Genomic DNA, 23,477 nt, shown 5'->3' with positions numbered 1-23,477 from the left:
GCCGCCGCGTCAGTGCTCGGGGACGCGGCCCGGGGTCGATGCGAGCGGCTCGGGTGAGGCCAGGAGCCCGTCCAGCACCCCGTAGGCATAGAGCGCCGCGAAGGCGTAGGCCCCCACGAGATAGGAGACGTTGAAGGCCCGGGCCGTGGGCGCGTCCTGCGCGGAGTAGCGGCCGTCGGAGCCGCGCATCGACAGGGCCACGCCCAGGGAGACAGCGGACACGGCGAACGTCGTGCCCTGCCCCACCGCCAGCGCCGTGCCCTTGGAGCGCTGGCCGTGCACCAGGTGGCCCACGCCGAACGGCACCAGATACCAGCCCTGCGACGCCGGGCGGGATTCGACGAGGACGGGGGCGGAGCCGGAGGACCGGGGCAGGAGCACGGGAGGCCGGCGCTCGGCGGCGCGCCGGGCGATGCGCTCGCGCCGCTGGACGTTGACCCGTTCGACGAAGGCGATGAAGTCCGGCGGATACACCAGCGGATCCAGCTTCGTGTCGGGGTCGAGCGCGAGTCCCTCCACGGCTTCCTGCTCGGCGCGCGGCAGGTCCTCCTGCGCATGGAGCGTCGCGGCGAGCAGCAGGTGGGCTTCGGCCTCTTCCTGGAGGTTGGTGAGCCGCAGGGGCTGGAGCAGCCCCTCCAGCGAGGCCCGGGCCCGAGGCAGGTCGCCGGACTGGTAAGCCTCACGGGCGGGGCCCAGCGACGGGGACGCCGCGAGCACGAGGGACACGATGGCGGTCTTCATGGCGACGTCTCCAGCACGACCGTGGTGCGGGTGCCCGCCACCGCGTTGAGCGATTGCCTCAGCACGTTGCCTCCGGCGTCGCGGGCCGACACGAGGTGCCCCCCGTGCGTGAGCTTCACGGGAGCCGGCAGCGGGGCCACGCCCACCTCCACACCGTCGACGAAGACACGGGACGCCGCGGGCGCGACGATGGTGACCTCGGCGGCGCGCACCTGGAGGGAGACTTCACGGGACACCGCTTCGCCGGCAGCCACTTCGAGCACCTCCTCGACGGGTTCGCACAGCGGGTTGTCGAAGCGGAGCCGGTGCGTCCCGGGAGCCAGCCGCAGCTCGCGCAGCCGTGGGGTGTAGCCCCGGCTCTGGCCATCCACGAACACCTCGGCCCAGGGGCGCGTCGCCACCGTGAGGGTCGCGAGGTCCTGGGCGTCCGGAACACGCACGGGCAGATCCTCGCCAGGGACGGGCTCCGTCGTCTCGGGACGTGAGCCCCGAGGCCGCGAAGTGCCAGCCGCCCCGTGCGCCGAGGGCCCCGAGGCACGTGAAGGAACCTTGGAGGCACCCGCCGCGTTCGTGCTCGAAACAGACGCGGAGTCCAAGGAGTTGCCCCGCGTTGCATTGGAACCAACGACAGGCGGAGGAGCGAAGGCCTCCACCGTCTCCGAGCTCGCGACGGACAGGGGAGGCACACCCACTGGAGCAGTGGGAGCCTCCACCGCGTCCGAACCCGCGACGGGAGCGGGCGGCACGGAGGAGCGCTTCGTCGCATTGGAAGCCACACCCACTGGAGCAGCAGGAGCCCCCACTGTGTCCGCACCAGCGACAGACGCTGGATGCACAGGGGAGCTCAAGTCCTCCGCACGCTCACGAGAGCGCCATCCCCACGTCCCCAGGCTCCCCAGCACTCCCGCGATCACCACGCCCGCCACGAGCCCCTTCGCTCGCTCCGGCCACGAACCCGGAAGCGCATCCCACGCACGCCGGGCCAGCCCCTTCTTCACGGGACGCGAGCGCAGGAGCGCCAGCACCTCGGGCGCTCCGGGCTGGAGCGTCAGCGCGGCGTTGAGACACCGGGCGGCCTGTGCCCCCTGCCCTGCCGCGAGCAGCGCGCGGCCCTCGCTCAACAGCCGCTGGAACCCGTCCTCGCGCCAGCGGGCCACGGAAGCCTCCGGGGCCAGGAAGAAGGCGCGCGACGCTTCAACGGGCGCACCGACCCACGGCCGCAGCACCGCCTCCAGTTCCTGGACCAGCGCCGCGCCCTCCGCGGGCCGGTCGCGCGCATCCCGCGCAAGACACCGCGCGACCAGCGCCCCCAGCGGCGCGGGAGTGCCCGGCGCGACGTCCAGCAGCGACGGCGCATCGCGCGTCATCACCGAGACCGCCAGCCGGGCACTGCCCTCTCCGGCGTGCGGCGTCGTGCCCGCGCACAGCTCGAACAACACGACGCCCACCGCGTAGACGTCCGACGCCGGAGACCACGCCCCGGTGTCGATGCGCTCGGGGGCCATGTACGCCAGCGAGCCGATGATGGCGCCCGTGCTCGTCAGCCGGGCCCCGTCCGCCAGCGCCGCGATGCCGAAGTCCGCGAGCTTCAGCGGACCGCCGCGAGCCACGAGCACGTTCTCCGGCTTGACGTCCCGGTGCACGACGCCGCGCGCGTGCGCCGCCTCCAGCGCCCGGGCCAGCTCCCAACCCAGGAGCGCGACAGCCTCCGTCGGCATGGGGGCCAGGCGCCGCGCCAGCTCGCGCAGGTTCTCGCCCTGCACCCACTCACAGACGAGGAACGGGCCGCGCACGGCGTCCTCGCCAAAGTCATGCACCGCCAGCACGTTGGGGTGCTGGAGCGACGCCACCACCTCCGCCTCCTGGCGGAAGCGCTCGGTGAGGCGGGCCTCCATGCCCGGGTGCAGCACCTTCACCGCCACGCGGCGGGACAGCCGGAGGTCGCGGGCGAGGAACACCGTCGCCATCCCGCCCCGCCCCAACTCCTGCTCCAACTGGTAGCGGCCGGCCAGCATTTCGCCCGTCATCGCGCGCGCAGTCTAGGAAGCGCGATCCGCGCGGGCAAACCCAGGGGCCCCGTCACTGCTGGCACACGCGAAGGGTGGAGCCGGGGATCAGCACACACGCCCCGGGCCGGGAATCGGGGCACTCCGCATCCGACCGGCAGGGTTGGTGGCACTTCTTCCCACTTCCGGAGTCGGTGCAGAGGCCGCAGCGGGTGCACTCCAGCGAGGACTCGCAGAACCTCCCCAGGTTCCCGGGGGTCAGGCCCTCACAGGTCTCGACGCACAGGGACTCCGGTCTCGGCGAGCACTGGTAGCCCGGGGGACAGTCCTGCACGGAGCAGCGCCGCGCGCAGCGCCCGTCCTTGCAGCTCGCGATTCCGGAGCAGGCGATGTTGTCCGAACAGGGCTCGGTGAGGCGCGGGCCGGGCTCGCACTCATCGTAGAAGTCATTGCAGCGCTGTCCCTCCGGACACTCCCGGTCCATGGAGCAGGCGAGCACGCACGACTCCTCGGCGCAGCCCGCGTCCGGCGCCTCACGCACCTGGATGTCGAGCGGGCACCCCGGGCCCACCAGCAGGACCCCGAGCACGAGGAGGAACGGGAACGGGCAGCGCATGGGCGCAGGAGTACTTCAACGCGAAGGAGGAAGGACAGCCCCTCAGTCCTCTTCGCCCAGGTAGCGGAACACGGAGCGCAGGCCGATGCCCAGGGCCCGGGCCGCCTCCTTCTTGCTGCCGCCGCTGCGGGCCAGGGCCTCGCGCACGTAGCGCAGCACGAAGGCATCGCGCGCTTCGTCCAGGGGCACCAGCGGCGCCGTGTCCGCGGCCAGGTCCAGGTCCTCGACGCCGATGAGCTCCCCGGAAGCGAGGATGGCCGCGCGCCGCACCCGGGACACGAGCTCGCGGACGTTGCCCGGGAAGGGATGACCGCGCAGGGCCTCCGCCGCCTTCTGCGTGAAGCCCCGAGCGCGAGCCCCCTGCTGCTTCAGCACGTGGTGCGCGATGAGCAGCACGTCCTCTCCGCGCTCCCGCAGCGGGGGCACCTCCAGGCGCACCTCGTCCAGGCGGAAGAGGAGGTCCTCGCGGAAGGCGCCCCGGGCGACGAGCGTCTTCAACGGCTGGTGCGTGGCGGCGATGACGCGCATGTCGACCTTGCGGGGACGGTGCTCTCCCAGCCGCGTCACCTCGTGCTCCTGGACGACGCGCAGCAGGCGCGACTGGAGCGTCAGCGGCATGTCCCCAATCTCATCCAGGAAGAGCGTGCCCCCGTCCGACGCCTCCACCAGCCCCGCGCGGTCGGAGGTCGCGCCGGAGAACGCCCCGCGAGCGTGGCCGAACAGCTCGCGCTCGATGAGCGACTCCGGGAGCGCCGCGCAGTTGATGGCCACCAGCCGTCCGCGCCGGCCGCTCCGCCGGTGGAGGGCGCGGGCCACCTCCTCCTTGCCCGTGCCCGTCTCCCCCTGGATGAGCACGTGCAGGGACGTGGGGCCCAGACGCTCCACCTGCCGGTAGAGGTTGCGCATCGCGGGCGACTCACCGATGAGCCCTTCGAACGTGGCCGCGGCGATGCGCTGCGTGAGGCTGTCCACCTGGGCGCGCAGGTCGGTCAGTTCTCGCGACGTCGCCAGCAGCAGCGCCGCGAGCGAGGAGAGCGCCATGGCCTCCTCCAGCTCACGCGGAGAGAACGGAGGACTGCCCAGGCGCCGTCCCAGGTACACGGCGCACAGGGGCGCGGAGGCCGCGCGAAGTGGCAGCACGAGCGCGGAGGTCAACCGAAGGGCCAGGACACTGGGAGCGCCCGCGAGCGCCGCCTCCGCAGCGACGTCCGGCACCAGCACCGGAGCCCCGGAGCCCACGACCTGATCCACCAGGCTGTCCACCACCACCGACGCCGGCACGGAGCCGGTGGCCCCCAGCACCTGCCGCCGGTCGCCCTCCACCGACACGAGGAAGCCCACGTCCGCGGAGGTGACGTCCGCGATGCCCCGCAGCGCGGCCTCCAGCAGCTCCGACGCGGGACGCTGCACGAGCAGCCGCGAAGCGAAGTCCGTCAGCACGCCCAGCAGGCGGGAGGGCGCCACGGAAGGCACCGACGCGACCTCGGGCTCGGAAGCCGTCAGCGTGAGCGAGGCCTTGCCCAGGGTGAAGGAGGCCCCCGGCTCCAGCGGCGACAGCTCCACCCGCTTGCCACGCACCCGGACGTCGCAGTCTGGACTGGCGGCGGACACCGTCCACCCCCGCGCGTCCCGGAACAGCAAGGCATGGCTGCCCTTCACCCCGGGCGCGGAGAGGACGACGTCGCACGCGGGCTCGGAGCCCACGGACACCACCGGCTTCTCCAGCGCGAAGGAACGCCCGTCCGGAAGGGTCAGGAAGAAGCGCATGCCACGGCCTCACTCCTTGGTGAGGTCGTAGACCTCCTGGATGTTGTGGAGCGTCTGGACGAAGTCCAGCTTCAGGTCCTGGAGGATGCCGTTGTGCAGGTCGAACACCCACGAGTGCACGATGGGGAAGCCGCGCGTCACGTAGGACTTCTGCACGGCGGCCGTCTTGATGATGTTGATGCTCTGCTCCAGGACGTTGAGCTCCACCAGCCGCTCGTAGCGCTTCGTCTCGTCCGCGATGCCGTCCAGCTCCTGCTTGTGGAAGCGGTACACGTCGCGGATGTTGCGCAGCCAGGGGTTGAGGATGCCCAGGTCCTTGGGCTGCATCGCCGCGCGCACGCCGCCGCAGCCGTAGTGGCCGCAGACGATGATGTGCTTCACGTCCAGATGCCGGACGGCGTAGTTGATGACCGACATCACGTTGAGGTCGACGTTGTTCACCAGGTTGGCGACGTTGCGGTGCACGAACACGTCACCGGGCGGCAGCCCCATGATCTGGTTGGCGGGGACCCGGCTGTCCGAGCACCCGATGTAGAGGAAGTCCGGCTGCTGCGACACCGACAGCTTGGTGAAGTAGTCCGGATCCGCGCGGAGCTGCTCCTCCGCCCAGAGCTTGTTGTTCTCGAAGATCTTGTCGTAGGGAGTCACGGCCGGGACGCTGGCACGGGTGGGCCCCCTCGTCGAGAGGTCCCTTTCCCAAGTGTCAGGCGCGCCCCCGCAGCATCCCGTCCCAGTACAGGCGCGGCAGCCCGTACTTCTTGAGCAGCCACAGGTCGCGGCGCTCCACCAGTGTGTTGATGAACGGAAGGCTCGGCGCGGGCTTGCCCTCGTAGTCGAACTCCGCGAGCAGCATCCGCCCGTAGCCCGTCACCAGCGGACAGGACGCATAGCCGTCATACCGGGCCGTGGGCTCCCGCCCCTCCATCACGGCGACCAGGTTCTCCACCAGGACTGGAGCCTCCGCCCGGACGGCGGCGCCGGTGCGGGACGTGGGCAGGTCGCTCGCGTCTCCGATGGCGAACACGTTCGGGTGCTCCGGGTGCTGGAGCGTGTGCTTGTGCGCCTTGACCCAACCCGCGTTCGGGCCGTCCTGGTGCGCGAGCGCGCTGCGTTTGATGAAGTCCGGCGCGCTCTGCGGGGGCGTGACGTGCAGCAGGTCATACCCCACCGTCACCTCCTCCCTGCGCCCGTCCCGCGTCACCGCGAAGACGGCCTCGCGGGTGGCCGCGCGCACCTCGACCAGATCGTGACCGAAGTGCGTCTCGATGCCGTAGCGGGCCACGACGCCCTCCAGCACCCGCGCGAAGGGCTGCACCGCGAAGAGGCTCCGGGCCCCCGAGCCGAAGACGACGCGAGACTTCCCGGCGAGCCCGCTGCGGCGCAGGTGGTCCGCCACCAGGTACATGATCTTCTGCGGCGCCCCCGCGCACTTCACGGGCGTGGCCGGGTGCGTGAAGAGGGCCGTGCCGCCCTGGAACGCCCGCACCATCTCCCACGTCTTCGGCGCCAGCCGGAAGTCGTAGTTACTGGACACGAAGGGCGTCTCCAGCGCCTCGCGCAGGCCGCGCACCCGGTCCCAGTCCAGCTGGATGCCGGGAGCGACCACGAGGAAGTCATAGGCCAGGCACTCACCCCCTCGCGTGCGCACCTGCCGCAGGACGGGGTCCACCTCCTCCGCCCGGTCCTGCACCCACTGCGTCCCCGCCGGGATGTAGTCCGCCTGGGGCCGCACGGAGCTCGCGATGTCCGCGGCGCCTCCGCCCACCAGCGTCCACAGCGGCTGGTAGTAGTGATGCGCGGAAGGCTCAAGGACGGCGACACCCCGTACGCCCTTGCGCCGCAGCCGTGCCGCGACCGTGAGGCCCGCGGTGCCGCCGCCGATGATCAGCACGCGGTGGTGCTGCGTGGGAGCGGACATGCCTGCCTTTCCGTGTGAGCGCGGGCGAGCCTGCGTGCGCGAGTGCCCCCAGGCAACTGCGCTCCGGGGCGAGTTCACGTTGAGAGGTGGACACCCTTTCCTGGCCCCCGGCTTCCGGAGCAGGATTCACGCGCCCGAACCCGGAGGCCCCGACATGATCTTCCGCCAGCTCTTCGACTCCGAGTCCTCGACCTACACCTACCTCATCGGGGATGAGGCCACGCGTCAGGCCGCCCTCATCGACCCGGTGCTGGAGCAGGTGGAGCGCGACCTGCGGCTGGTGGCCGAGCTGGGACTGGTCCTCACCCACGTCTTCGACACCCACGTGCACGCGGACCACGTCACCGCGTCCGGCGTGCTTCGGGAGCGCACGCGGTGCAAGGTGGTGGCCGGAGCGGGAGGGGCCGAGTGCGCTGACCTCCACGTGCGGCATGGAGACACGGTGTACGTCGGCCAGTGCGTCTTCCAGGTGCTCGCCACGCCGGGCCACACGGACGACAGCGTGAGCTACCTGCTGGGCGACCGCGTCTTCACCGGGGACGCCCTGATGGTGCGGGGCAACGGCCGCACCGACTTCCAGAACGGCAGCGCCGGCCAGCTCTACGACACCATCACCGGCGTCCTCTTCCAGCTCCCGGACGCGACGCTCGTCTATCCCGGGCACGACTACCACGGGAACACGGCGACGAGCATCGGCGAGGAGAAGCGCCACAACCCGCGGCTCGCGGGCAAGAGCCGCGAGGAGTTCATCCAGGTGATGAACGCCCTCAACCTGCCCCGCCCCAGGAAGATCGACCTCGCCGTCCCGGCCAACCGCGCCTGTGGACGGACGGAGCCCCCGGTGCCGGGGGCCTGACGTCAGGCCGGCTTCGCCAGCTCCGCGTCAATGGCCTGCACGAGCCGCGGATCCTCCGCCGCCACGTCCGGAGCGAAGCGGCCCGCGACGCGGCCATCCCGGCCGATGAGGAACTTCTCGAAGTTCCACTGCACCTCCGGCGGAGGGTTGGCCGTGATGCCGTAGCCCTTGAGGTTCGCGCGCATGGGCCCCTCGCCCGTGGCCTCCGGGATGGCGCCCGTGAGCGCGTGGTAGAGCGGGTGCTTGTCCTGCCCCACCACGGAGATCTTCGAGTACATCGGGAAGGTCACGTCGTACTTCAGCGTGCAGAACTGCTGGATCTCCGCCTCGCTGCCCGGCTCCTGCCCCAGGAAGTCGTTCGCGGGGAAGCCCAGCACCTCCAGGCCCTGCGCCTGCTTGCTCGCGTAGAGCTTCTGCAGGCCTTCGTACTGGGGCGTCAGGCCGCACTTGGACGCGACGTTCACCACCAGCAGGACCTTGCCCTTGTGCTGACCGAGCGTCCGGGGGGCGCCGTCGATGCCTTTGAGGGGGATGTCGAAGAGGTTCTGGCTCATGTTCAGCTCGGTCTCCGTTCGAGGGGGCGGCCACTCTAGCGCGGCAAAGTGCCAGTCCCGGTGTGGTGATTTGCGGCGGTCCCGGCAGGGCCAGAGGCGCGGGCCCCTGGAGGGAACGGCTGGCCCGGGCCTTGCGTTGTGTGGACTCCCTCCCACCCATGCACCGGCTCCTCGCTCCCCTCCTGCTCCTGCTCTTCGCCCTGGCCAGCGTGGCGGGCGGAGCCGTGTGGTTCATCCAGCGCGACCGGCAGGCGCTGGTGGAACAGTTCGGGAGGGACCGGCAGGCCCAGCTGGAGGAAGCCGCCAGCGGCGTCGCCCGTTCGCTCGAGGACCTGGGGGACAACCTGCGCTTCGCGAGCGAGCTGCTCGCCCAGCCCGGCTCCACTGGAGATCACCTCAACGAGCTGCGGGCGCTCCTGGAGTCCGTGGGCCAGTACCGCGCCATCGCCGTGCTGGGCCCGGACGGCGAGGAGCGGCTCTTCCTGGTGGACCACAAGTCGCGCCACCTGCCCAGGGACGCCGTCCATCCCCCGGCGCTCGCGGACACCGCGCGTCAGGCGCTCGCGGCCCCGGTGGGGCACGTCATCCCCTCGCACCCCATCGAAGGTGCCGCGTCGTCCGGGTGGATGCGCGTCTTCGCGACCCGCATCGACTCCGACGCGCCCGGGGGCGGAGGCGCCGTCGCCATCCTCGTGGACACCGAGCCCCTCTTCGCGCCGCTGCGCATGGTGACGGTGGACGGGAACGCGCGGCTGCTCCTGCTGGGCGCGCACGGCACGCCCGCGCCCATGAGCGACCCGGCCCTGGCGTCCTGGCACGGACGGCTGGGTGACTCCGCGGGCACGCTCGTGCCGGGGCTGCGCGCGCTGGTGGCGCGGATGCGCGCGGGCGCGTCCGGGACGCTGCGGCTCAACGAAGCGGAGGCGCAGCGCCTGGGCCTGGGGCAGGCGGACGCAGTGGCCACGTTCCGCCCCCTGCGCATGCGCGGCGAGGCGTCCTGGTCCGTGGCGACGCTCTCCTCCACGAACGCCCTGCGCTCCCACGAGCGCACCCTGGTGCTGCGCCTGTCGCTGGCGGCGCTGCTCGTCGCGGTGTTCCTGGTCGCGTTCGGGACCTACGTGGTGCTCGCCAACCGCCGGGCCGTGGCGCTCCGGGAGAGCCTGCGCCACGCGGCGAGGTTCGCGCACCTGCACGAGAAGACGCAGAAGATCCTCGACCACATCCCCACGGGCATCCTGGCCCTCAACCACGAAGGCCGCATCAGCGCCGTGAACCAGGCCCTCCGGGCACGCCTGCCCGACAGCGCCGTGGGCAGCACCCTCCCGGAGGCCTTCCCCACGGCGCCCTCGGCGGCGGTGCAGCGGCTGGGGGCGCTGGTGCTGTCCGCGCGGGACAAGGGCGCCGTGCGCAGCCTGCACGGCGAACCGCTCAGCCTCTTCAACGAGAAGGACCAGTTCAACGTCCACGCCGTCCCGCTGGAGCACGGCGACGGCGAGGCCAGCACGCTGCTGGTGCTGGAGGACCTGAGCAACGTGCGCATGCTGGAGGACCAGCTGCTGCGCGCGGAGAAGCTGGCCACGGTGGGCGTGCTCGCCGCGGGCGTGGCGCATGAGATTGGCACGCCACTGGGCATCATCCGGGGGCACGCCGAGTACATGCTCCAGAAGGTGGGCGGCGTGGAGCACCCGCAGGGCCGGGGCCTCAGCGCCATCGTCACGCAGATCGACCGGGTGAGCCGCATCATCCGGCAGCTCCTGGACCTCTCGCGCCTGCAGCCCGCGCGGGCCGGCGTCGTCCCGCTCGCGCCCGTCGTCCGGGGCCTCCAGGAGCTGCTCGACGTGGAGGCCGAGCGCCGGCGCGTCCACTTCGAGTGGGACGTGCCCGAGCGGCTCCCGTGCCTCGCGGCGGACGCGGATCAACTCCAGCAGGTGCTGCTCAACCTGGCCCTCAACGCCTGTGACGCCTGCACCGCCGGAGGCCACGTGCGGCTGAGCGCCAGGGCGTGCGCGGCGGCGGACGCCGGGGCGGTGGAGCAGGTGGAGATCCGCGTGCAGGACGACGGCCGGGGCATCGCGCCGGAGCACCTGCACCAGGTGTTCGACCCCTTCTTCACCACCAAGAAGCGGGGCCAGGGCACGGGCCTGGGGTTGAGCGTGGTGGCCCAGGTCGTCCGCAACCATGGGGGCCAGGTGGGGGTCGACAGCGAGCCCGGCCGGGGCACCGTCGTCACGCTGCGGTGGCCGGTGGCCGCCGCGCCTGGCTGGGAGGAACGTCATGCCGTCTAGCGCGCGCATCCTCGTGGTGGATGACCACGAGGAGATGGGACAGATGTTGAAGGAGCCCCTCACGGACGCGGGCTATCGCGTGGACCTCTCCACGGGCGGCGCGGACGCCATCGCCCAGCTCAAGGCCCGCGTCTACGACGTCGTGCTGTGCGACCTGCGCATGGAGGAGGTGGACGGGCTGGACGTGCTCGCGGCGGCGCGGCGGCACGACCCGGAGCTGCCGGTGCTGCTGATGACCGCCTTCGGCGCGGTGGAGAGCGCGGTGGAGGCGATGAAGCGGGGCGCCTGGCACTACCTCACCAAGCCCTTCCGCCTGGACGAGGTGCTGCTCCACGTCGGGCGGGCGCTGGAGGCCCGGCGCCTGAAGACCGAGCACCGCGACCTCAAGCGGCAGGTGGCCCAGCGCAACGGCCTGGGGGCGCTGCTGGGCCACAGCGTGCCCATGCGGACGCTCTACGAGCTCATCGACCGCGTGGCCGCCTCGGAAGCGCCGGTGCTCATCCGGGGGGAGAGCGGCAGCGGCAAGGAGCTGGTCGCCAGGGCGCTGCACTCGGAGGGGCCCCGGAGCCCCGCGCCCTTCGTGGCGGTCAACTGCACCGCCCTGCCCCACGCCCTCCTGGAGAGCGAGCTGTTCGGCCACATCAAGGGCGCCTTCAGCGGCGCCACCACCACGCGCCGAGGCCTCTTCCTGGAGGCGGACGGCGGCACGCTCTTCCTCGACGAAATCGGGGACATGCCCCCGGAGCTCCAGGCGAAGCTGCTGCGCGTCCTCCAGGACGGCGAGGTGCGGGCCGTGGGCGCGGACGGCTCGCGCCGGGTGGACGTGCGCATCCTGGCCGCCACGCATCAGGACCTGGACGCGCGGGTGAAGGAAGGCCGCTTCCGGGCGGACCTCTTCTACCGGCTCAACGTCGTGTCCCTCCGCGTCCCGCCGCTGCGTGAGCGCACGGAGGACATCCCCAAGCTCGCCGAGCACTTCGTGGCGCAGGCGCGGGCGCGCAATCCGCGCTCCCCCGTCACCACCCTGGCCCCCGAGGTGGTGGCCACGCTCGCGCGCATGCCCTGGCCCGGCAACGTGCGCGAGCTGGAGAACCTGGTGGAGCGCCTGGTGGTCCTGGGCGCGCAGCCCACCGTGGACCTGGCCCAGCTGAAGCTGCACACCACGGACGCGGCGCCGGAGGCCCACCCGCTGGCCGCGGCCCATGGACAGGTGGTGCCACTGAGGCAGCTGGAGGGTGAATACATCGCGTGGGTGGTCGCCCGCTGTGGAGGCAACAAGACGCGGGCGGCGGAGCTGCTGGGGATTGATGTCTCCACCATCCACCGCAGGGAGCGCACCGACAGCGGCGTTTCGCAACGCTAGGACGACGCGCTTTGCCAGTCATTGCGCCGCACCGCGAGCGGCGCCCGACGGGAGGACAGCGGCACAGCCCTTGCTCATGTATCAGGGCATGAACCGAACCCACCTGTTCCTGCTGCTGTCAGTCATTGGCCTCACCGGCTGCGCCCGTCGCGCGGCCAACCCGAGCACGGCCGACGCCCACACGCCGGCCCCGTCCGTCAGCGATCGCGGCAACGCGGCGAAGCCCGCGCCCGGCGACGACGCGGAGCAGGCGCTCGCGGCGCTCAGCGCCACGCCCATCTACTTCCCGCTCGACTCCTCGATCCTCCCGCCCGAGGCCACCGACGAGCTGGCGCGCATCGCCCAGGCCCTGCGTCAGCGCGGCCTCGCGAAGGTGACGGTGGCGGGCCACACCTGCGAGCTGGGCACGACGGAATACAACGTCGCGCTGGGCCAGCGCCGGGCGGCCAGCGTGCGCGCCTACCTGGTGAACCTGGGCGTCGAGCCCGGTCGCATCTCCGTCATCTCCTATGGAGAGGAGCGGCCCGCGGACGTGAACGCCCCGGAGAAGAACCGCCGCGCGGAGTTCTCCTTCCGCCTGGCCGAGCAGGCCCACGCCGGCGAGCTGTAATCCCTTTCACCCCCACGCGCTCCACGCCCATGCTCCCCACCGACAACGCCCCCCGTCCGCCCTCTCCTGTCCGTTCCCTGCGCTGGCCCCTGGGCATCGCCGCCGGAGTGGCCCTCCTGGCAGGAGCGAGCTTCTTCATCCTGCGCACGCCGGAGCCGCCCCCCGCCCCTGCGCCTGAAACGGCCCAGCCCTCACCCCCGGCCCCGCCCGCGCCCCCGGCGGTGCAGCTCTCCGGCACCGACCCTCGCGTGCGGGACCTGCTGAAGGGGCTCTCCAGCGACGCGGACTTCGCGCGCTGGCTGGCCGCCGAGGACCTGGTCCGCCGCTTTGCTGCCTCCGCGAACCTGATCGCCGACGGGCAGAGCCCGCGCATGCCCCTGTCCTTCATGGCGCCAGCGGGCCCTTTCCGCGTGACAAAGCGTCAGGGCCGTACGGTGGCGGCGCCGGAAAGCCATACCCGGTACGACGGGGTGACCCGCGTCATCACCTCACTGGACGCGAAGACCGCGGGGCAGGTGTATCAGGAGCTCAAGCCGCTCCTGGATGCCGCCCACGCGGAGCTGGCCCCGCCGGGCAGGAGCCTGGATGAAACATTGTCCCAGGCCATCGGGCGTCTCACCCGGGTCCCCGTGCCGAAGGCGCCCGTGGAGCTGGCACCCAAGGGAGCGCTCTACGTCTACGCGGATCCAAGCCTGGAAGCGCTGAGCGCGGCGGAGAAACACCTGCTGCGGATGGGGCCGGAGAACATGCGCAAGGTGCAGGCGAAGCTCACCGAACTGGCGGCGGCCCTGGGCCTTCCGTCGGCGGAGCAGGCCCGCCAGCCGTAGCCCCGGACGTGCGGTGTCTTGCCTCGAATGGGCAAGCGCTCTACTCGCAAGGGAGTCTCCCGCCGCGACGGGATGTCTACCCCTGGCGCGCTTTACGCGGCATGCCGATCCAGGCGACTGTTCTGTTGCAGGCGAGACACCTCGCCTCCAATTCCTTGAACACGTATGCCTTTGCGTCGGCGCCCGCCGCCAGCGGCAGCATTGCGAGAGTCAGAGGGGGAAGTCCGTGGCTGATACAGGTGGTGGCGCATCCCGCGACGAGGAGCTCGCCTCCCGTCTCGCGGCGATGAGCGTCCTGGAGACGCGGATGGCCCGGCTCGGCGCGGGCCAGACGCCCGTGGTGTTGGCAGGCCCCTTCTTCCATGCGACGACCCCCGCCGAGGTCGAGCGCGTGCGCCAGTTCCGCGACGCCCAGTACCGGGCGCGGCTGAGCTACCTGCTGAGCCCCGAGCAGCTCCAGCTGGACTGGCGGCTGGAGCTGGACGAGCGCAGCGCGCACTTCCACGCCAGCCGCGACGGCCAGCTCGTGGGCAGCCTGCGCATCACGCCCGGCCCCTTCGAGTTCCAGGCGCTCGCGCCCTCCCTGGAGGGTGAGGCGTCCCGGTTCCACGGCTACGCGGAGTTCAGCCGCCTGGTCGTGGACCCGGAGGCGCGCAGCCCCTCCGTCACGCCGCGCCTGCTCGTCGCGGCGTGCACCTGGGCCATGACGGAGGGCTACATCGGCATCGTCGGGCTGTGCCGCCGGGCCGCGCGCACCGTGTTCGAGCGCTACGGGCTAGCCGCGTCCTCGGAGGAGCAGCACCGCGTGCCCATGCGGGGCCCCCAGCCCTACACGCTGATGGCGGGCACCTGGCCGCAGCTCATCGCCGCGAGCACCCGGATGTCCGAACGACTCACCCGCCTCCGGCTGAATGACTCACCGGACGCCTACTCCCGCTTGGTTGAGGTGGAACAGACATGACCGACACGACACAGGCAGCCCCCGGCCTGGAGGCCCTGAAGCACCGCCGCTCCCAGGTCTGGGACGAGCTCCTGGCCCAGTCCCGCTTCGTCCGCACCGTCCAGCAGGGTGAGGTCACCAAGGCGCTCTACGCGCTGTATCTGATTGAGACGTATCACTACACACGTCACAACGCCCGCAACCAGGCGCTGGTGGGCGTGCGCTGTGAGGACGACCGGCACTACCAGAAGTTCTGTTTCAACCACGCGGAGGAGGAGGTCGGCCACGAGCAGATGGCCCTGCACGACGTGGCCAGCATGGGCCTTGCGCCGGGGTTCCCCATCCCGCGCGCCCTGCCGGCGACGGAGGTCCTCATCGCGTACCTGTACTGGGTCTCCTACCAGGGCAATCCCTTGCAGCGCCTGGGGTACAGCTTCTGGGCGGAGAGCTGCTACGACTACATCCGGCCGCTCCTGGGCAAGGTGCAGAAGACGCTGGGGCTCACCCCGGCGCAGATGACCTTCTTCGTCGCGCACTCGGACATCGACGCGGAGCACTCGCAGGCGGTCGACGAGATGATCGCCAAGAAGTGCAGGACGCCCGAGGACTGGGAGGACGTGGCCCAGGTGATGGAGACCAGCCTGCGGCTGACGTGGCGGATGATGGACGAGGTGGCGGACGCCTACGCCCAGCTCGTCGACGGGCGCAGCGAGCGGGCCGCCTTCCTCAAGGCGCTGTGAGCCCCACGCCATGGCACGCGCCTACTTCAGCCACCTGAACTATTCGCTCGGCGACGAGGACTCCAGCGTCGAGCTGCACGCCCTGCCGGCGGATGCCCGGCACGTGGTGGCCGTCGCCGGCAGCGGCGGGCGCGTGGTGCCGCTCCTCGCCCGCGCGCCCCGGAAGCTGACGTGCGTGGACATCTCCGACACCCAGCTCGCGCTCACCGAGCTGCGCATCGCCGCGCTCCGCCAGCTGAACCACGCGGAGTACCTGGGGCTCCTGGGCTACGAGGCCATGTCCATCCAGCGTCGGCTGGAGCTGCTCGCCACCCTGCCCCTGTCGGGCTCCGCGCGGACGGCGTTGGACCCCGTGTGGAAGGCGGTCCAGGCCGGCGAGCGCATCGTCTACCTGGGCCGCTTCGAGGGGATGCTGCGCACGCTGTCGCGCTTCGTCGGGCTGTTCACCGGCCAGCGCGGGCGGAGGATGTTCGACCAGCCGGACGTCGCGGGTCAGCGCACGTATCTGGACGGCGGGTTCCCCAAGGGAGCCTGGAAGCTGGTGCTCCTCTTGATGGGGAACTCGGCGGTGCTCAACTCGCTGCTCTACCGGGGGGACTTCCCGAAGAAGAACCTCCCGGGCAGCGCGTTCCGCATCTACTGGGACATCTTCGACCGGCTCTTCCGCACGCTGCCGGTGCGCTCCAGCTTCTTCCTCCAGCTGGTCTTCTTCGGAGAGCTCCGCTACCCGGAGGGCTACCCCATCGAGTGCGACGCCGACGTCTTCCTGGCGGCGCAGCGGGCCGCGCGCGACACCGACATCGAGTACGTCCGGGGCGACATCATCCAGCACGTCCAGGAGCAGCGGGGCGTGGACTTCGTGTCGCTCTCCGACGTGCCCTCGTTCCTCCCACCGGAGCGCGAGCGCGACTTCCTGAACGCGATGAAGCCCGGCCTCACGCCGGACGCCCTGGTCGTCACCCGGGGACACCTGCGCGTGGCCGCCCCGGAGGTCCAGGGCTACGAGGTCGTCTCCGACGGCTACCAGGACGCCATCGCCCGGGAGCGCACGCAGCTCTGGCGGATCCATCTCTATCAACGACGTTCTTGAGGAGCGCCGTCCCATGCATGCCGTGAAGCTGACGAAGACGTTCGACCCGCAGGCGCTGGAAGAGGCGTACCACGCCGTCCGGCGTCAGGTGGAAGCCCTGCCCGCGGGCTACCCGGGCGAAGGCCATCAAGGGTGGACCTCCATCTGTCTGCACTCCGCCACGTCGGGGGCGTCGCCCGTGCTGGAGCAGGCCCCCTACCTGCGCGACCTGCTCTCGGGCCTGGGGCTGAAGCTGCGGCTGGCGCGCCTGCTGCGCCTGGAGCCCGGCGGCGTCATCCGCGAGCATTCGGACGCGTTCCTCTCCAAGCGCATCGTCCGGCTCCACATCCCCGTCGTCACCCACCCCGACGTGGAGTTCTTCGTGGGCGGCCAGCGGTGTGTCTGGCGCGCGGGGGAGTTCTGGTACGGCGACTTCTCGCTGCCGCACCACGGCGTGAACAAGAGCACTGTGGCCCGCATCCACCTGGTGCTGGACGTGACGGCGGACGACGCCTTGCTCCACCTCTTCCCGCCCCAGCAAGTCCCGCCGTCGCTCCAGGCGATGGGGAGCGAAGTCACGGAAGCGGAGCTGGATCCGCGCATCGTCGAGCGCTTCGCCTTCGACTTCACCCTCCCCCAGGGCTTCAGCCTGCCCGGCACCGGGCTCGCGCCGCTGACGGCCGAGGCCAGGGGCGGCATGCGCATGGTGGACAACGAGCTGTGCATCTTCGTCAACGAGCAGCCGATGCTGAAGGCCGTGCCGGTGTCGGAGGACACGGTGGACCTGCTGGGCATGGGGCCGGAGGCGCGCCTGCGCTACACGTTCCGTGGCGAAGCGGTGCGGGATGTGACGCTCACCGTGGGCACGACCCCGGTGTACTCGTTCGACGTGCGCCATGGCTCCGGTCAGGCTCATTGAGCGCGCCCCTCCGTCCACGGAGGGCAGCGACAGCGCGCGACTTGCGTCGAAGCTCGTCGGCCACTACGTCGAGCGCGGCACCACGCCGTTCATCGGGAACACCCGCCACCGGGTCCTGCTGGCGGACGTGGATGGCGAGGTGACACCGCTCATCGTCAACGACGGCGCGGACAGCGACTGCTACCTCACGTCGCCGTTCATCAACTACATCACCTACGCGGAGGAGTTCGTGGCCTCCGTGAAGGAGCCCGGGACGCGGCGGGCGCTCCTCGCGTTCATCCGCGCCGTGCGGACGGTCATCCGCCCCAGGCACCTGGACCGGGTCGTCTACGTGAACCACTGGATGGTGGCCACGGGGCCGGCGCTTCGCTTCACGCCGGAGCAGCTTGAAAGGCTGACGCAGGCGCTGCGCGAGCGCTTCCCGGATCACGCCTTCGTCTTCAAGCGGGCCACCGCGGAGACGGCGGCGGCGGTGGCCCGGGAGCGCCCGGGCGCGGCGCTGCACGCCATCTTCAACCGGCAGATGTACGTGTGGCGGCACGAGGAAGGGAAGAAGCCGCCCCGGGAGTTCCGGCAGGACCGCAACCTGCTGAACCAGCACCGCGCGAACCTGCGCCGGCTCACGGCCGCCGAGCCGGGCGCCATCGACCGGCTGCGCGAGCTGTACCGGGCGCTCTACATCGACAAGTACTCCGACCATAACGCCTTCTTCACGGAGGCCTGGTTCGAGGAGGTGTTCCGGCAGGGGCTGCTGGAGGTCTACGGCATCGAGGTGGAGGGACGCCTCGCCTACTTCGTCACCTGCTTCGTCGCGGGCGGAGAGCTGATCGGCTCCGTGGTGGGCCACGACCCGGTGCTGTCGCGCAAGCACGGCCTGTACCGGGCGGGGATGAGCCACCTGATGCAGCTGGCCGAACAGCGGGGTCTGCCGCTCAACCTGAGCTCGGGCTCCGGGCAGTTCAAGCAGAAGCGAGGGGCCACGCCGCTGACCGAGTACGAACTGCTCTGCTTCTCTCACCTCTCCTGGCGTGCAAGGCTGTCCTGGTCGTTGCTCCGACGCATCTACAACGCGGTCGGGCCCAGGGTGTTCTCCGCCCTGAGCATCTGACCGCCCTCGTCGAGGACCGCATGCTCTACACGCCCCGCACCTTCCAGGAGTCGGACCTCCCCGCGCTGCACGCGTTCATGAAGCAGCACAGCTTCAGCACCGTCATCTCGCACGGCTCCGGCACCAACGTCTCACACGTGCCGCTGGTGCTGGTGCCCGGCCGTGGCGACAAGGGCACGCTGCTGGGACACGTGGCGCGAGCCAATCCGCACTGGAAGGACTTCGACGGCGAGCGGCAGGTGACCTGCGTCTTCCATGGCCCCCACGCCTACATCTCCCCCACCTGGTACAAGGTGCGGCCCTCGGTGCCGACCTGGAACTACGCGGTGGTACACGCGCTCGGGCGGCCCCGGGTCATCGACACACAAGCGGAGCTGACCAAGCTGATCGACGCGATGATCGCGGAGTACGAGCCCGCCATCGGAGCCCCGGGGCACGACACCCGCCTGTCCGATGAGCAGCACGCGCGGATGCTGGAGCAGATCGTCGGCTTCGAGCTGCCCATCGAGGAGCTCCAGGGCAAGTTCAAGCTGGGCCAGAACCGCTCGGCGGAAGACCAGGCGGGAATGATGGAAGCGCTGGCGGGACAGGGCGGCGAGGCGCTGGCCCTGGTCGAGCTGATGCGCGAGCGGTCGCGCACGCGCACAAAACCCTGACGCAGTTCCTCTCGCCGGAGGCCCCCGCACATGACACGGCAGCGAGTCCTCACCCCTTCCGAACCGCTGAAGCGGACGTGGGCGCTGAGCGCCGTGGACGTCGCGCTCAAGGACATGTTCGTGAGCTTCGCGGCGGTCTTCAGCGGGAGGATCGACACCGAGCGCTTCACCCAGGCACTCCGCGCGACGCTGATCCGCTATCCGTTCTTCCACGGCACCCTGAGGCAGCAGGAAGACGCGGTGCTGGTCATCTGCCACCACCCGCCGCGCCCCGGGGTCCGTGAGGGCATGAGCGCCGTCGGCCTGGACCTCGACGAGGTCGACGCGCCCTTCCCCACGGGAGACCGGAGGATCCTCTACTCAGGGGACTTCGTCTCCCGGCTGGCCCCCGGGAAGCCGCCGAGCCACGACGGGCGCCGCCCGCTGCTACACCTGAAGCTCACGCACTTCCGTGACGCCTCCGTGGTGGGCCTGAGCTGGAACCACGCGCTGACGGACCTGCATGGCATCTACGACTTCCTGCGAGCGGTCTCCGACGCCTACAGCGACCCGGACCACGGGCCCGGCGAACCGCCGGTGTTCGACCGGCGAGACATCTGGAGGCACCTGGGCGAGCCGGGCGAAGCGGCCGGCGTCCAGCCCTCCAGGCAGGGCCGTCACGGGATCGTCCACATCTCGCGCGCGAAGGCGGCGCTGGGCATCGCGCGCTACCTGAAGCAGGCCGTGACGGATGCCGTGCCCGTCTGCCTCTTCCTGGACGAGGACGGCGTCGACGCCATCAAGACCCAGGCGCAGGCCTCGGGCACGAAGGTGTCCACCAACGACGTGGTCAACGCGACGCTGCTGAAGTTCTTCGGCGAGTGCACCCGCGATCCACGAGCGTCCTCCGAAGTGGGCCTGTACTTCCCCATCGACGTCCGCGAGCTGCTGGGCGCGCCACCGGGGTCGGTGGCCAACTGCCTGGGGAACGCGTCCGCGGTGCTGAGGCGCGCGGACCTGTGGAACTCGAGCGTCACCGAGCTGGCCCTCCGCAACCGGGCCGTGGTGTCTGCCTATGGCCGGACGCAGCTGTGCGAGGACCTGCACTGGGCGGACTACTGGCGCCGCAACACCAGCCAAGCCAGCGTGTATCACCACTGGCTGCTCGGGAGGGACCGCGTCTATTCCTCCAACTGGACCAGTCAGGAACTGGCGCACGTGCGCTTCGACGGCGCGGCCTTCGTCACGCTGCTGAGGAGCTCGCAGCTCAACAAGTGGCTGTTGTTGCCGGCCTTCCACAGCACGGTCCTGCCCCGCATGGAGGACGGCCGGATGAAGCAGGTGGTGCGGGTGAGCGTCCGGAGGGAGCACTTCCGGACGCTGGCGCGAAACCTGGCGGACTGGCCCCACGTGCAGGAGGCCATCCGGCTGGACATCGGTGAACGGCTCAGGGCCGGGGCGTGACCGGCTGCTCCGACAGCGCCGGGTCCTGGAACAGGGGGACGTCCTCCTTGAAGACGTTCCGCTCCACGGGAGGCGGCGGCTTCATCAGGTTCTGGGTGAGCCAGCCCAATCCCTGACGCTGCAAGGCCGAGCGGTGCCAGATCCAGGCCGACACGTGGACGGGCTGGGCACCGACGCTCATCTTCGGCCCGGCCGTGGTCATCCCCATGTTGACCGCCTTGCAGCCATGCTCGATGGCGTAGCGGACGACCTCGTACAGCAGCCGGAAGTAGACGCCCTCCTCCAGCGCCGCCTCTCGCGAGAAGCCGGTGCAGGAGAACCGCAGCATGGGACCGTCGAGGAACAGCAGCCCGAACCCGGCGACGCTGTCATCAGGCCGGCGCAGCAGCATCACCTTCGCCTCGGGCATGTCGCTGGCGGAGGCGAAGAAGCCCTCGGTGAGGACCAGCCGCCGGTACTGGGTGGCGCGGTCGTAGAGGGTCCGCCACAGCGCCGTGAGTTGTGGCGCAAGCTCCGCGAACTGCTCCACCACCTCGACGCGAAGCGAGGCCGTCTCCTTCATGCACCCCGCCAACCGCGCCCGGTAGCGAGCCCGCATGTGGGCCTTGTATTCATTGAACGAGGTGAACGGCAGCGGGACGACGAACGCCGCCGGAAGCGGCGAGGGCACGAAGCCCAGGCGACGGAGCACCTCCACGGCGTCAGGCGCGACCGTGGGCTCGATGTCCCGGATGACGACCAGCGACGAACGCTGCCGGTCCGCCTCCGCTTGCGCCCAGCGCGCCAGGGTCGTGATGGCTTCGGTGCTGGACAGCGACGAGCGCACCGGGAATCCCACCCCGGCAGGGTTGCCGACTTCGATGACGCCGTACTTCAGGAAGCGCGGAGCCGCGCCGCGCACCAGGTGAACGGCCTGCTGGATCCGTTCATTGCCAAGGTCCGCCCCGTCGATGGTGTTGCGATACGTGGCGGCGACACCGACAGGCTGCCCGCGCCCGTCGCTCAGCGTGACAGGCACCTGATGGAACCCCTCCATCTGGATGTGCTGGGCGCACTTGAGGAAGCGCTGGCTGAGATTGAAGTGTCCCTCGGGAACCCAGCAATCCCAATCACGCGCGCCACCGTCCTTCCAGAACGCCGCACCGGCATCCCGGACTGTCACTCCGCCGGAGCCGTGTTCGACGGATGAAAGCCTTTCGGCACTGCTACCGCGCATGTCATTCCTCCGCGGACATCGGAGGCGGAACAGTGCCCTGGCGCCCCATGACACGGGAAGGCTCCGGCGGGTTGCCGGCGGTCTGTCACAAAACCCAACCGTGGTTCCGCGGCGATGTCAGGGGCTCCCCGCAGGATGTCCCCGTGTCTCATTCAGCCCAGCCGGTGTCGTCTCGAGAGCGCGTCGAAATGGTGGATGCCATGCGCGGCTTCGCGCTGTGCGGTGTCTTCGTCTCGAACTCGTTCCTCTGGTTCGGAGGCCGCAACCTGCTGCCACCCGCGCAGCTCCAGTCCCTGGGGTCGCCGCTCCCCGAGCTGGTGACCGGCGCCCTCTTCCTGTTCTTCGTGGCGCACAAGTTCCTCAACCTCTTCGGCTTCCTCTTCGGTCTGGGCTTCTCCCTCCAGCTGTCGCGAGCAGAGGACCGGGGCACCTCGCACGTCCCCATCCATCTGCGGCGGATGGGGGTGCTGTTCTGCTTCGGAGCGGTGCATCTGCTGGCGCTCTGGATGGGCGACATCCTCCACCTGTACGCGCTGGCGGGCCTCCTGCTGCTGCTGTTCGCCGGGAGGTCGGACCAGACGCTGTGGCGCTGGGTGGTGGTGTTGCTGGGAGTGATGCCGCCCCTGGTGCTCGCGCTTCAGCTGTGGGGGCCCGGCGCGGCGGCGCATGCCCCTGAATCGGAGCTGCGGGCCGAGCTGCTGGCGGCGCTCTCCAGTGACTCGGTCTGGACGGCGCAGGCCGGCAACGCCCGCTACGTCTTGCGGACGTGGTTCAGCTCCCCCCGGTTGCTCATCTGGCTCACGCTCATCCTGGGCCGATTCCTCCTGGGCCTGCTGGCGGGGCGTCATCGATGGCTGCAGGACGTGGAGCGCCACCGCGCCCTGCTCCGCCGGGTGCTGGGGTGGGGCCTGGGCGTGGGAGGACTGCTCAACGCGGGAGGACTGCTGGCGTTCCAGCTGCGAGCCCAGAGGCTGGAGCCAGCGACCCACGCCGGCCTGTTCCTCCTGATGGCACTCCAGGAGCTGGGCTACATGCTCCTGGGCGCCGCGTACCTGGCCGGGTTCGCGCTGCTCTTCCAGCGTGAGCGCTGGCGCCGGGCGCTGGCGGTGCTGTCCCCCGTGGGCCGCATGGCGCTGACGAACTATTTGATGCAGACGGTGCTGAGCCTGTGTCTCTACAACGGCTGGGGCCTGGGGCTCATCGGCCGCGTGCCGCCGTCACACTGTGTCGGCATCGCGCTGGGCCTCTTCGCGGTGCAGGTGCTGCTCAGCCACGTCTGGCTGAGACACTTCCGCTTCGGCCCTGCGGAATGGCTGTGGCGTTCACTCACCTACGGTGCTCTCCGGTGAGGCACCCCGGGCGGAGCCACGAGGTGCCTCGGAGCGGCTTCAGTAGAGGCACGTCAGCGTCGAAGGACTGCATTCGAAGCCGGTGTTGCAGTACTTGCCCTCGCAGCACCGCTGCTTGAAGCCACCACAGCCCGGGCCCACCTGGGCGGAGACGTCACCCGACTCGGGAGCCTGGGCCTCGGCCGTGACTCCTTCCGGCTGCTCGGCGTCCGTCGTCTCCGCGCCACCACAGGCCAGGGCAAACCCCAGCCCCATCACGACGAAAGCACTCTTCACGACACGCGTCAGCATCGGGAGCTCCTCTCGGTGGGAACCGCGGCTGTCTGAATATCGGAAGCAGGCGGGCGCTTGCAATTCAATGCCTCTCAAACGAACCATCCCGTTGCAAAGGGATTGAATCCCCCGCCTGGCGAGCCCTGGCGCACGTGGATGCCTGGAAAGCTCTCGCCCCAGCGGTAGGGCAAGCGGCGCGATGACTGGCCAGGGCGGCTCCC

General features: G+C 70.8%; 22 protein-coding genes. 13 read left to right on the top strand and 9 right to left on the bottom strand.

What is annotated here, in order from left to right:
* Positions 1-9 precede the first annotated feature (9 nt).
* Genes AABA78_RS28745 through AABA78_RS28720 form a run of 6 tightly spaced genes read right to left on the bottom strand, consistent with a single transcriptional unit; the run spans position 10 to position 7,048 of the window.
* Positions 10-741, bottom strand: a complete 732-nt coding sequence (locus AABA78_RS28745; protein WP_338267834.1) for a hypothetical protein — start codon at positions 739-741, stop codon at positions 10-12.
* Entirely contained in the window at positions 738-2,768 is a 2,031-nt protein-coding gene (locus AABA78_RS28740; protein ID WP_338267832.1) for a serine/threonine-protein kinase, read from the bottom strand. The genes AABA78_RS28745 and AABA78_RS28740 overlap by 4 nt, the downstream gene beginning before the upstream one ends.
* Before the next feature lie 52 nt (positions 2,769-2,820).
* The gene (locus AABA78_RS28735; protein ID WP_338267830.1) at positions 2,821-3,363 is read right to left on the bottom strand and encodes a latent transforming growth factor beta-binding protein; all 543 of its coding nucleotides are present in this window, start codon (positions 3,361-3,363) and stop codon (positions 2,821-2,823) included.
* Positions 3,364-3,405: 42 nt separating this feature from the next.
* Positions 3,406-5,130, bottom strand: a complete 1,725-nt coding sequence (locus tag AABA78_RS28730) for a sigma 54-interacting transcriptional regulator (RefSeq protein WP_338267828.1) — start codon at positions 5,128-5,130, stop codon at positions 3,406-3,408.
* A gap of 9 nt (positions 5,131-5,139) precedes the next feature.
* The gene (locus tag AABA78_RS28725) at positions 5,140-5,778 is read right to left on the bottom strand and encodes a carbonic anhydrase (RefSeq protein WP_171412255.1); all 639 of its coding nucleotides are present in this window, start codon (positions 5,776-5,778) and stop codon (positions 5,140-5,142) included.
* Positions 5,779-5,833: 55 nt separating this feature from the next.
* Positions 5,834-7,048 carry an NAD(P)/FAD-dependent oxidoreductase gene (locus AABA78_RS28720; protein ID WP_338267824.1) on the bottom strand — a complete coding sequence of 405 codons (1,215 nt, stop codon included), beginning with the start codon at positions 7,046-7,048 and terminating at the stop codon, positions 5,834-5,836.
* A gap of 154 nt (positions 7,049-7,202) precedes the next feature.
* Between AABA78_RS28720 and AABA78_RS28715 the strand changes: the two genes are divergently transcribed.
* Entirely contained in the window at positions 7,203-7,904 is a 702-nt protein-coding gene (locus AABA78_RS28715; RefSeq protein ID WP_338267822.1) for an MBL fold metallo-hydrolase, read from the top strand.
* Positions 7,905-7,906: 2 nt separating this feature from the next.
* On the opposite strand, the gene AABA78_RS28710 is transcribed toward AABA78_RS28715, so the two are convergent.
* Complete coding sequence (locus tag AABA78_RS28710; protein ID WP_171412252.1) at positions 7,907-8,458, bottom strand: glutathione peroxidase; 552 nt, start codon at positions 8,456-8,458, stop codon at positions 7,907-7,909.
* Between the two features lie 158 nt (positions 8,459-8,616).
* Here AABA78_RS28710 and AABA78_RS28705 point away from each other — a divergent pair, with 158 nt between their 5' ends.
* The 11 genes from AABA78_RS28705 to AABA78_RS28655 all read left to right on the top strand — a co-directional run bounded on the left by AABA78_RS28705 (position 8,617) and on the right by AABA78_RS28655 (position 20,418).
* Positions 8,617-10,743 carry a sensor histidine kinase gene (locus AABA78_RS28705; protein WP_338267815.1) on the top strand — a complete coding sequence of 709 codons (2,127 nt, stop codon included), beginning with the start codon at positions 8,617-8,619 and terminating at the stop codon, positions 10,741-10,743.
* Complete coding sequence (locus AABA78_RS28700; protein ID WP_338267812.1) at positions 10,733-12,106, top strand: sigma-54-dependent transcriptional regulator; 1,374 nt, start codon at positions 10,733-10,735, stop codon at positions 12,104-12,106. Before AABA78_RS28705 ends, AABA78_RS28700 begins: the two co-directional genes overlap by 11 nt.
* 88 nt (positions 12,107-12,194) lie before the next feature.
* Entirely contained in the window at positions 12,195-12,716 is a 522-nt protein-coding gene (locus tag AABA78_RS28695; protein ID WP_338267810.1) for an OmpA family protein, read from the top strand.
* Between the two features lie 29 nt (positions 12,717-12,745).
* The gene (locus AABA78_RS28690) at positions 12,746-13,543 is read left to right on the top strand and encodes a DUF3014 domain-containing protein (RefSeq protein WP_338267807.1); all 798 of its coding nucleotides are present in this window, start codon (positions 12,746-12,748) and stop codon (positions 13,541-13,543) included.
* 226 nt (positions 13,544-13,769) lie between these two features.
* Positions 13,770-14,504 carry a GNAT family N-acetyltransferase gene (locus tag AABA78_RS28685; RefSeq protein ID WP_338267804.1) on the top strand — a complete coding sequence of 245 codons (735 nt, stop codon included), beginning with the start codon at positions 13,770-13,772 and terminating at the stop codon, positions 14,502-14,504.
* Positions 14,501-15,223, top strand: a complete 723-nt coding sequence (locus AABA78_RS28680; protein WP_171419600.1) for an iron-containing redox enzyme family protein — start codon at positions 14,501-14,503, stop codon at positions 15,221-15,223. Before AABA78_RS28685 ends, AABA78_RS28680 begins: the two co-directional genes overlap by 4 nt.
* A gap of 10 nt (positions 15,224-15,233) precedes the next feature.
* Positions 15,234-16,313: a DUF3419 family protein gene (locus tag AABA78_RS28675; protein ID WP_338267800.1), complete on the top strand. Its 1,080-nt coding sequence runs from the start codon at positions 15,234-15,236 to the stop codon at positions 16,311-16,313.
* Positions 16,314-16,326: 13 nt separating this feature from the next.
* Complete coding sequence (locus tag AABA78_RS28670) at positions 16,327-17,211, top strand: aspartyl/asparaginyl beta-hydroxylase domain-containing protein (RefSeq protein WP_338267798.1); 885 nt, start codon at positions 16,327-16,329, stop codon at positions 17,209-17,211.
* On the top strand, positions 17,189-18,319 hold the full coding sequence (locus tag AABA78_RS28665; protein WP_338267795.1) for a GNAT family N-acetyltransferase: 1,131 nt from the start codon (positions 17,189-17,191) through the stop codon (positions 18,317-18,319). The genes AABA78_RS28670 and AABA78_RS28665 overlap by 23 nt, the downstream gene beginning before the upstream one ends.
* A 20-nt stretch (positions 18,320-18,339) precedes the next feature.
* Entirely contained in the window at positions 18,340-18,975 is a 636-nt protein-coding gene (locus AABA78_RS28660) for an FMN-binding negative transcriptional regulator (protein ID WP_338267793.1), read from the top strand.
* Positions 18,976-19,005: 30 nt separating this feature from the next.
* Positions 19,006-20,418 carry an acyltransferase gene (locus AABA78_RS28655; protein ID WP_338267791.1) on the top strand — a complete coding sequence of 471 codons (1,413 nt, stop codon included), beginning with the start codon at positions 19,006-19,008 and terminating at the stop codon, positions 20,416-20,418.
* Here AABA78_RS28655 and AABA78_RS28650 read toward each other — a convergent pair.
* Positions 20,402-21,436: a GNAT family N-acetyltransferase gene (locus AABA78_RS28650; protein ID WP_338267789.1), complete on the bottom strand. Its 1,035-nt coding sequence runs from the start codon at positions 21,434-21,436 to the stop codon at positions 20,402-20,404. The two genes, AABA78_RS28655 and AABA78_RS28650, sit on opposite strands and share 17 nt — an antisense overlap.
* Positions 21,437-21,777: 341 nt before the next feature.
* Between AABA78_RS28650 and AABA78_RS28645 the strand changes: the two genes are divergently transcribed.
* Positions 21,778-22,983, top strand: coding sequence for a DUF418 domain-containing protein (locus AABA78_RS28645; RefSeq protein ID WP_338267787.1), 1,206 nt, complete (start codon positions 21,778-21,780; stop codon positions 22,981-22,983).
* Positions 22,984-23,022: 39 nt separating this feature from the next.
* On the opposite strand, the gene AABA78_RS28640 is transcribed toward AABA78_RS28645, so the two are convergent.
* The gene (locus AABA78_RS28640) at positions 23,023-23,274 is read right to left on the bottom strand and encodes a hypothetical protein (RefSeq protein WP_171419585.1); all 252 of its coding nucleotides are present in this window, start codon (positions 23,272-23,274) and stop codon (positions 23,023-23,025) included.
* Positions 23,275-23,477: the final 203 nt, after the last annotated feature.

The sequence above is a fragment of the Corallococcus caeni genome (assembly GCF_036245865.1).
Classification (GTDB): Bacteria; Myxococcota; Myxococcia; order Myxococcales; family Myxococcaceae; genus Corallococcus; species Corallococcus caeni.
Note: the sequence above shows the minus strand (reverse complement) of the source record. Positions and strands in the feature narration are given on the sequence as shown.

What these genes read in the sequence shown, in the direction of transcription:
- AABA78_RS28745 (WP_338267834.1), bottom strand. Translation starts at nt 741, where the DNA reads ATGAAGACCGCCATCGTGTCCCTCGTGCTCGCGGCGTCCCCGTCGCTG.
- AABA78_RS28740 (WP_338267832.1), bottom strand. Translation starts at nt 2,768, where the DNA reads ATGACGGGCGAAATGCTGGCCGGCCGCTACCAGTTGGAGCAGGAGTTG.
- AABA78_RS28735 (WP_338267830.1), bottom strand. Translation starts at nt 3,363, where the DNA reads ATGCGCTGCCCGTTCCCGTTCCTCCTCGTGCTCGGGGTCCTGCTGGTG.
- AABA78_RS28730 (WP_338267828.1), bottom strand. Translation starts at nt 5,130, where the DNA reads ATGCGCTTCTTCCTGACCCTTCCGGACGGGCGTTCCTTCGCGCTGGAG.
- AABA78_RS28720 (WP_338267824.1), bottom strand. Translation starts at nt 7,048, where the DNA reads ATGTCCGCTCCCACGCAGCACCACCGCGTGCTGATCATCGGCGGCGGC.
- AABA78_RS28715 (WP_338267822.1), top strand. Translation starts at nt 7,203, where the DNA reads ATGATCTTCCGCCAGCTCTTCGACTCCGAGTCCTCGACCTACACCTAC.
- AABA78_RS28710 (WP_171412252.1), bottom strand. Translation starts at nt 8,458, where the DNA reads ATGAGCCAGAACCTCTTCGACATCCCCCTCAAAGGCATCGACGGCGCC.
- AABA78_RS28705 (WP_338267815.1), top strand. Translation starts at nt 8,617, where the DNA reads ATGCACCGGCTCCTCGCTCCCCTCCTGCTCCTGCTCTTCGCCCTGGCC.
- AABA78_RS28700 (WP_338267812.1), top strand. Translation starts at nt 10,733, where the DNA reads ATGCCGTCTAGCGCGCGCATCCTCGTGGTGGATGACCACGAGGAGATG.
- AABA78_RS28695 (WP_338267810.1), top strand. Translation starts at nt 12,195, where the DNA reads ATGAACCGAACCCACCTGTTCCTGCTGCTGTCAGTCATTGGCCTCACC.
- AABA78_RS28690 (WP_338267807.1), top strand. Translation starts at nt 12,746, where the DNA reads ATGCTCCCCACCGACAACGCCCCCCGTCCGCCCTCTCCTGTCCGTTCC.
- AABA78_RS28680 (WP_171419600.1), top strand. Translation starts at nt 14,501, where the DNA reads ATGACCGACACGACACAGGCAGCCCCCGGCCTGGAGGCCCTGAAGCAC.
- AABA78_RS28675 (WP_338267800.1), top strand. Translation starts at nt 15,234, where the DNA reads ATGGCACGCGCCTACTTCAGCCACCTGAACTATTCGCTCGGCGACGAG.
- AABA78_RS28670 (WP_338267798.1), top strand. Translation starts at nt 16,327, where the DNA reads ATGCATGCCGTGAAGCTGACGAAGACGTTCGACCCGCAGGCGCTGGAA.
- AABA78_RS28665 (WP_338267795.1), top strand. Translation starts at nt 17,189, where the DNA reads ATGGCTCCGGTCAGGCTCATTGAGCGCGCCCCTCCGTCCACGGAGGGC.
- AABA78_RS28660 (WP_338267793.1), top strand. Translation starts at nt 18,340, where the DNA reads ATGCTCTACACGCCCCGCACCTTCCAGGAGTCGGACCTCCCCGCGCTG.
- AABA78_RS28655 (WP_338267791.1), top strand. Translation starts at nt 19,006, where the DNA reads ATGACACGGCAGCGAGTCCTCACCCCTTCCGAACCGCTGAAGCGGACG.
- AABA78_RS28640 (WP_171419585.1), bottom strand. Translation starts at nt 23,274, where the DNA reads ATGCTGACGCGTGTCGTGAAGAGTGCTTTCGTCGTGATGGGGCTGGGG.